The sequence below is a fragment of the Candidatus Thioglobus sp. genome (genome assembly GCF_029243085.1).
Classification (GTDB): Bacteria; Pseudomonadota; Gammaproteobacteria; order PS1; family Pseudothioglobaceae; genus Thioglobus_A.
In genome coordinates this window covers 1-6,394 of sequence record NZ_JAQWSS010000098.1, presented here as the reverse complement: position 1 = coordinate 6,394, position 6,394 = coordinate 1, and the positions used below count along the sequence as shown (strand labels likewise).

The 6,394-nt window shown below is 39.4% G+C and carries 6 protein-coding genes and 1 pseudogene; 6 read left to right on the top strand and 1 reads right to left on the bottom strand.

Features of this window, described 5'->3' with window-relative positions:
* The 6 genes and pseudogenes from P8M52_RS05685 to tsf form a co-directional block, all read left to right on the top strand.
* Positions 1-305: pseudogene (locus tag P8M52_RS05685) on the top strand (aminoacyl-tRNA hydrolase); the annotation flags it as partial.
* 44 nt (positions 306-349) lie between these two features.
* Complete coding sequence (gene ychF, locus P8M52_RS05680) at positions 350-1,441, top strand: redox-regulated ATPase YchF (RefSeq protein ID WP_300308595.1); 1,092 nt, start codon at positions 350-352, stop codon at positions 1,439-1,441.
* Between the two features lie 28 nt (positions 1,442-1,469).
* On the top strand, positions 1,470-3,008 hold the full coding sequence (gene gpmI, locus P8M52_RS05675; RefSeq protein ID WP_300308592.1) for a 2,3-bisphosphoglycerate-independent phosphoglycerate mutase: 1,539 nt from the start codon (positions 1,470-1,472) through the stop codon (positions 3,006-3,008).
* A gap of 41 nt (positions 3,009-3,049) precedes the next feature.
* Positions 3,050-3,724, top strand: coding sequence for a ribulose-phosphate 3-epimerase (gene rpe, locus P8M52_RS05670; RefSeq protein ID WP_300308590.1), 675 nt, complete (start codon positions 3,050-3,052; stop codon positions 3,722-3,724).
* A gap of 257 nt (positions 3,725-3,981) precedes the next feature.
* On the top strand, positions 3,982-4,875 hold the full coding sequence (gene rpsB / locus P8M52_RS05665) for a 30S ribosomal protein S2 (protein ID WP_300308587.1): 894 nt from the start codon (positions 3,982-3,984) through the stop codon (positions 4,873-4,875).
* Between the two features lie 68 nt (positions 4,876-4,943).
* Positions 4,944-5,822 (top strand): translation elongation factor Ts, encoded by an 879-nt coding sequence (gene tsf, locus P8M52_RS05660; RefSeq protein ID WP_300308584.1) that lies wholly within the window; start codon positions 4,944-4,946, stop codon positions 5,820-5,822.
* Between the two features lie 170 nt (positions 5,823-5,992).
* Here the strand turns inward: tsf and P8M52_RS05655 are convergent.
* Positions 5,993-6,394, bottom strand: a 402-nt coding sequence (locus P8M52_RS05655) for a hypothetical protein (protein ID WP_300308581.1), incomplete at its 5' end; no start/stop codon positions are given.

Genomic DNA, 6,394 nt, shown 5'->3' with positions numbered 1-6,394 from the left:
TTATTCATGATGAATTAGATCTGGATGCGGGCGTTGCAAAACTAAAAACTGAAGGTGGTCACGGTGGTCATAATGGCCTTCGGGATACAATTAAAGCGTTAAATACAAAGGAATTTAATCGACTTAGATTGGGCATTGGGCATCCAGGAGACAAATCTCAGGTATCTGATTTTGTCCTACATACACCGAATAAAAGCGAACTACAGTTAATTCAAAATGCTATGGTTGACGCTTTACAAACAATTGAACAGGTTGTTAGGGGAGAAATGGATACAGCCATGAAAAACCTACATACTAAAAGATAGTTTATTTTTTATTTTAAAAACAACTGTTCTTAAAAGGAGAAAAGATGGGATTTAAATGCGGAATTGTTGGACTGCCTAATGTTGGTAAATCCACATTGTTTAATGCATTAACACAAGCAGGGATTGAATCGGAAAACTATCCGTTCTGCACAATCGAGCCTAATGTTGGCATCGTTCCCATTAACGATAAACGTCTTAACGAGCTTGCCAATATTGTCAATCCTCAAAAAATTCTACCGACTACTATGGAGTTTGTTGATATTGCCGGTTTGGTTGAAGGTGCTTCAAAAGGTGAAGGTCTGGGCAACCAGTTTCTCACAAATATTCGTGAGACAGACGCAATAGTTCATGTAGTTAGATGTTTTGAAAATGATGATATTATCCATGTTGCAGGCAAGATATCACCCCTAGATGATATTGAAATTATCAATACAGAGCTTGTTTTAGCTGACCTTGCGGCGGTTGAAAAGCTTATGCAAAAAGCCATAAAAAATACTAAATCTGGACAGAAAGATGGCATTCCTCTTAAAGAATTATTAGATAAAATTCTGCCTGCATTAGAAGCAGGTCAAAGTGTTAGAAGTCTAGATTTTGATGAAGAAGAGTTAAAGCTATTGCGCGGTTTTCAGCTACTGACCATCAAACCTGTATTGTATATGGCCAATGTTAGTGAAGACGGTTTCAACAACAATCCTCATCTTGATTCGGTACAAGAATTTGCTGCTACTGAAGGATCGGAAGTTGTTGCAATTTGTGCTGACATTGAAGCTGAAATTTCTGAACTAGATGCTGAAGAAAAAAAGGAATTTCTAGATGAAATGGGTCAGACGGAATCAGGGCTCGATCGCTTAATTAGGGCTGGTTACACACTTTTGGGGCTGCAAACTTATTTTACAGCTGGTGTTCAGGAAGTCCGTGCTTGGACGATTAACATTGGAGACAGCGCTCCGCAAGCTGCTGGAAAAATCCATGGTGACTTTGAAAAAGGTTTTATTAGGGCTGAAACTATTGCGTTTAATGACTTTATAGAATGCGGTGGTGAAAAAGGCGCCAAGGAAGCTGGAAAACTCCGATCTGAAGGCAAGGAGTATATCGTTCAGGATGGTGATGTGGTACACTTCTTGTTCAATGTTTAACACACTTAACTAAAAATTCGTTATTGTTATGAAATCTAAAAAAGATACTAAATTACTGCTTATTCTTGATGGTTGGGGGCACTCTGATGTTGTAGAAAATAACGCCATTGCCCAAGCCAATACACCTGTATGGGATAAGCTAAATAAAAATTTTCAGCATTCGTTAATACTTACTAGTGGCAAGAAAGTTGGCTTACCAGGTGAACAAATGGGTAACTCGGAAGTGGGCCATTTAAATCTTGGTGCAGGGCGAGTTGTCAAACAAGACTTTACTCGCATCCATAATGATATTGAAAACGGCGACTTCTTTAGAAATCCTGTCTTGAGAACAACACTTGAATACGCTAATGATAATAACAAGGCTGTTCATATCATGGGTTTATTATCTGATGGTGGCGTGCATTCACACGAAGAACAAATTCATAGCATGCTGGAAATGGCACACAATCAAGGTTGTCAAAATGTGTATTTACATATATTTACCGATGGTCGAGATTGCGCTCAGAAAAGTGCAAAGAAATATATTCAAAAATTAGAGGATAAAATCACAGCATTAGGTACGGGCGAAATTGCCAGTGTTATTGGTCGTTATTTTTCTCTTGATCGAGACAATCGTTGGTCGCGTGTTCGTTGCGCCTATGAATTAATCTCACGAGGCAAGGCTAAGTTCTTGAGTAAAACCGCAATAGAGGCTGTTGAGCAAGCTTATGAACGCGGTGAAACAGATGAGTTCATTCAAGCAACCACGATAAATTCTCCTACAGCCATTAACAAAGGCGATGTGTTGATTTTTATGAATTATCGTGCAGATCGTGCACGCCAAATCACACAAGCTTTTACCGATGAAAACTTTCAAGGATTTTCTCGTGGCACCTTCGTGCCCAGCCAATTTGTTTGCTTAACAGAGTACAAAAAAGATTTCAACCTGCCAGTTGCATACCCCTCTTCTAAGTTAAACAATGTTTTAGGAAAGTACCTTTCAAATCTTGGCATGACACAACTTCGAATTGCAGAAACTGAAAAATATGCACATGTCACCTTCTTTTTAAATGGTGGAATTGAAAGACCATTCAATGGAGAGGATCGTGTATTGATCCCCTCTCCAGAGGTGGCCACTTATGACCTGCAGCCAGAAATGAGTGCCTTTGAGCTTACTGACGCCCTGGTTGAAAATATTGAAAGTCAAAAGTATGATCTAATTATTTGTAATTTTGCCAATACTGATATGGTTGGCCACTCTGGCAAACTAGATGCTGCCATTAAAGCAGTTGAAGCGGTTGACACTTGTCTAGGAATCATTCATCAGGCTGTTAAAACCACAAATGCCGAGATGTTGATTACAGCAGACCATGGCAATGTTGAGCAAATGATTAACCCAGAAACGAAAGAAGTACATACTGCGCATACTAACAACCCCGTCCCATTGATTTTTGTAAGCTCTCGTGGAGCAACTATTGCAGCGCCATGTACAGGTGCATTGTCAGATATTGCACCAACCCTATTGCATTTAATGGATGTTGAGCAGCCTGATGAAATGACTGGAAAAAGCCTACTTACTTTTAACTAAAATATATTTAAGAATCAACCCCTAAACAACTGGAGATAAACATGAAACAAGATTATTATATTGCCCCATCAATTCTAGCAGCTGACTTTGCAAAATTAGGTGAAGAAGTTGACAATGTACTGCGTGATGGTGCAGATATTGTTCACTTTGATGTGATGGACAATCACTACGTTCCAAACTTAACCATTGGCCCAATGGTCTGTGATGCATTGAGAAAGCACGGTGTAACTGCACCAATTGATGTGCACTTAATGGTTAAGCCGGTTGATCGTATCATTCCTGACTTTATTGCTGCAGGTGCATCTTACATCACTTTCCATCCTGAGGCTTCTGAGCATATTGACAGGACATTGGCAATGATCAAAGAAGGCGGTTGTAAAGCTGGCCTAGTATTCAATCCTGCAACACCTTTGCACATACTTGAGCATGTTATGGATAAAATTGATATGATTTTATTGATGTCTGTTAACCCTGGCTTTGGTGGTCAAGCATTCATTCCTCAAACACTAGAGAAATGTCGTCAAGTTCGTAAATTGATTGATGATAGTGGCAGAAATATACGTCTAGAAGTTGATGGCGGCGTTGGGCCGGCTAATATTCGTGAAGTTGCAGAAGCGGGAGCCGATACATTTGTAGCAGGTTCAGCAATCTTCAATACAGATGATTACAAGGCAACGATTGATACAATGCGTGCAGAACTTGCTAAAGCAAAGTAGTTAACACAATACGGTATTAGCGTTGCTGCATCAGCACTAATTCGGTATAATTACACTTTTTTTAAGGTTTTACAAGAGGCATGTTTTCTGAAAAACCTAAAGTTGAGTTAGACGCTTGTATATCAAGCGTCTAACTCGTTTTAATGTATCACACAACTTGACATAACAATCAGGGTGCTCTAAATTAAAAGAGTTGATTGTTAGAAGTTGTGGAAGGAAGTGTCTAAAGACACTTTACTAACCCCGGAGAAATAAAAATGGCAAAAACGTCAATGAAAAAAATGCTAGAAGCAGGTGTTCACTTTGGTCACCGTTCACGATTCTGGCACCCAAAAATGGATCAATACATCTACGGTACGCGTAACGGTGTACATATCATTAACTTAGAAAAAACATTACCAATGTTTAACGATGTACTTAATTTTGCATCAAAAACTGCAGCAGCTGGTGGCTCAATTCTTTTTGTTGGTACTAAGCGTGCCGCAAGTGACATTATGAAAGAAGAAGCAATTCGTTGCGGCATGCCATATGTAAATCACCGTTGGTTAGGTGGCATGATGACAAACTACAAGACTATTAAAGCTTCAATTAAGCGACTTAAAGACCTAGAGTTTTTAGCAGAAGAAAACTTTACCCAATTTGGTAAAAAAGAAGCGCTAATGATGACACGTGAAATGACAAAATTAGAGCGTAGTCTTGGCGGCATTAAAGATTTAGGCGGTATTCCTGATGTTGTATTTGTGATCGATATTGGTCATGAGAAAAATGCTATTGCAGAATCTAAAAAATTAGGTCTTCCAATTATCGGTATTGTAGATACTAATCACAATCCTGAAGGCATTGATTACGTTGTTCCTGGTAATGATGACTCTATTAGAGCGATTGGCTACTATGCTAGGGAAATTGCCAATGCGGTATTAGAGGCTAAGGCTGCTGCTGGTGTGCAAACTAAAGCGCCGGCTGTTAAGAAGAAAGCACCAGCTAAAAAAATAGAAGCAGAAGCTCCTGTAGCTGCAGAAGTTAAGGCTGAATCTACTGAAACTGACCTTAGTGCCATGTTAAAGGCAGATTTAGTGACGCTTGCTAAAGAAAAAGGCATTGAAGTTGCTACTAAAGATACTAAAGCAGACATAATTGCAAAACTAGCATAATTTACAAAAAACAACTAACAATAGCTATTCAACAGCTATTGTTAACAAAAAATTCATAGGAGATAATTATGGCAATTACAGCTGCTTTAGTTAAAGAATTAAGAGATAGAACTGGCGCGGGTATGATGGACTGTAAAAAAGCCCTAAATGAAACCGATGGCGATATGGAAGCTGCGATTGATCTAATGCGTACATCTGGTGCTGCAAAGGCAGCTAAGAAATCAGGCCGTGTTGCTGCTGAAGGCTTAGTAAAAGTTAATATTAGCGATGACAATAAAACAGCAACAATTTTAGAGGTTAACTCTGAGACTGATTTTGTCACTAAAAGTGATGACTTTATAGGTTTTGTAGATGCATTGGGTGCACTTGCACTTAAAACGACACCTGAAAACATTGAAGAGTTCATGACCCAAACTTTAGACAATGGAGATTCACTTGAAAAATCTCGTGAAGATATCGTTGCAAAAGTAGGTGAAAATGTTTCTATTAGACGTGTACAAACTGTATCTATTGCTTCCGGTGTTATCGGTGCATATAAGCATGGAGAACGCATCGCTGTTCTAGCAACCCTAGAAGGTGGCGATGAAGCACTAGCTAAAGATATTGCTATGCATGTTGCAGCTACTCGACCTGAGTGTGTTACTGAGGATCAACTTGATCCTGAGCTTTTAGAAAGAGAGAAAGCAATTTTTGTTGAACAAGCCCGTGAATCAGGTAAACCTGATAATATCATTGAGAAAATGATTGGTGGACGTATGAAGAAATTTGTTAACGAAGTGACGCTTTACGGTCAAGCATTTGTTAAAGATCCAGATACGACTGTTGGTGCTTTGGCTAAAGCAAGTAATGCTGAAGTCAAGTCATTTATTAGATTTGAAGTTGGTGAAGGCATTGAGAAAAAAGAAGAAAACTTTGCTGATGAAGTAGCCGCCCAAATGAAAGGCTAAGCTTTAATTTATAAAGTTTTAAAAGGGTGCGTAAGCACCCTTTTTTTATGGCTTAATTATATAAATAAAAATTACATTAGTAGTTATTTACAGACGAAAAAAAACCACTCCGAAGAGTGGTTTTAGCGATCAGCGAAGGAGTTACCTCATTCGCTTAACTTGTGCACTAATTACTTAGCGGCAACTGGAGCAACTGGAGCAACTACAGCGTCACGTGAGTCAGCAGCGATCTTAGCGTTAGCGTCAGCTACACCTTTAGCGTATGCATCAGCTTGAGCCTTAGCAAATGCGTCAGCTTGACCTTTAGCGTATGCATCAGCAAGACCTTTAGCGTTAGCGTCAGCAGTACCAGCAACTTTAGCGTCAGTAGTAGCGTTAGAAACGTTCTTAGTAGTGTTCTTGTTGTTGTAATGGAAACCCCAATCAGAATCGTTGTTCATGTCGTTCGTGTTAGCGAAAGGACCGAAGTTTTGAGCGCCGTTGAAAGGACCCATGTTTGAACCACCGTTGAAAGGACCCATGTTCTGGCCGCCAGTAAATGGACCCATGTTAGAACCTGAGTTAAAAGGACC

Coding starts and splice junctions, on each gene's coding strand:
- ychF (WP_300308595.1), top strand. CDS start 350: ATGGGATTTAAATGCGGAATTGTTGGACTGCCTAATGTTGGTAAATCC.
- gpmI (WP_300308592.1), top strand. CDS start 1,470: ATGAAATCTAAAAAAGATACTAAATTACTGCTTATTCTTGATGGTTGG.
- rpe (WP_300308590.1), top strand. CDS start 3,050: ATGAAACAAGATTATTATATTGCCCCATCAATTCTAGCAGCTGACTTT.
- rpsB (WP_300308587.1), top strand. CDS start 3,982: ATGGCAAAAACGTCAATGAAAAAAATGCTAGAAGCAGGTGTTCACTTT.
- tsf (WP_300308584.1), top strand. CDS start 4,944: ATGGCAATTACAGCTGCTTTAGTTAAAGAATTAAGAGATAGAACTGGC.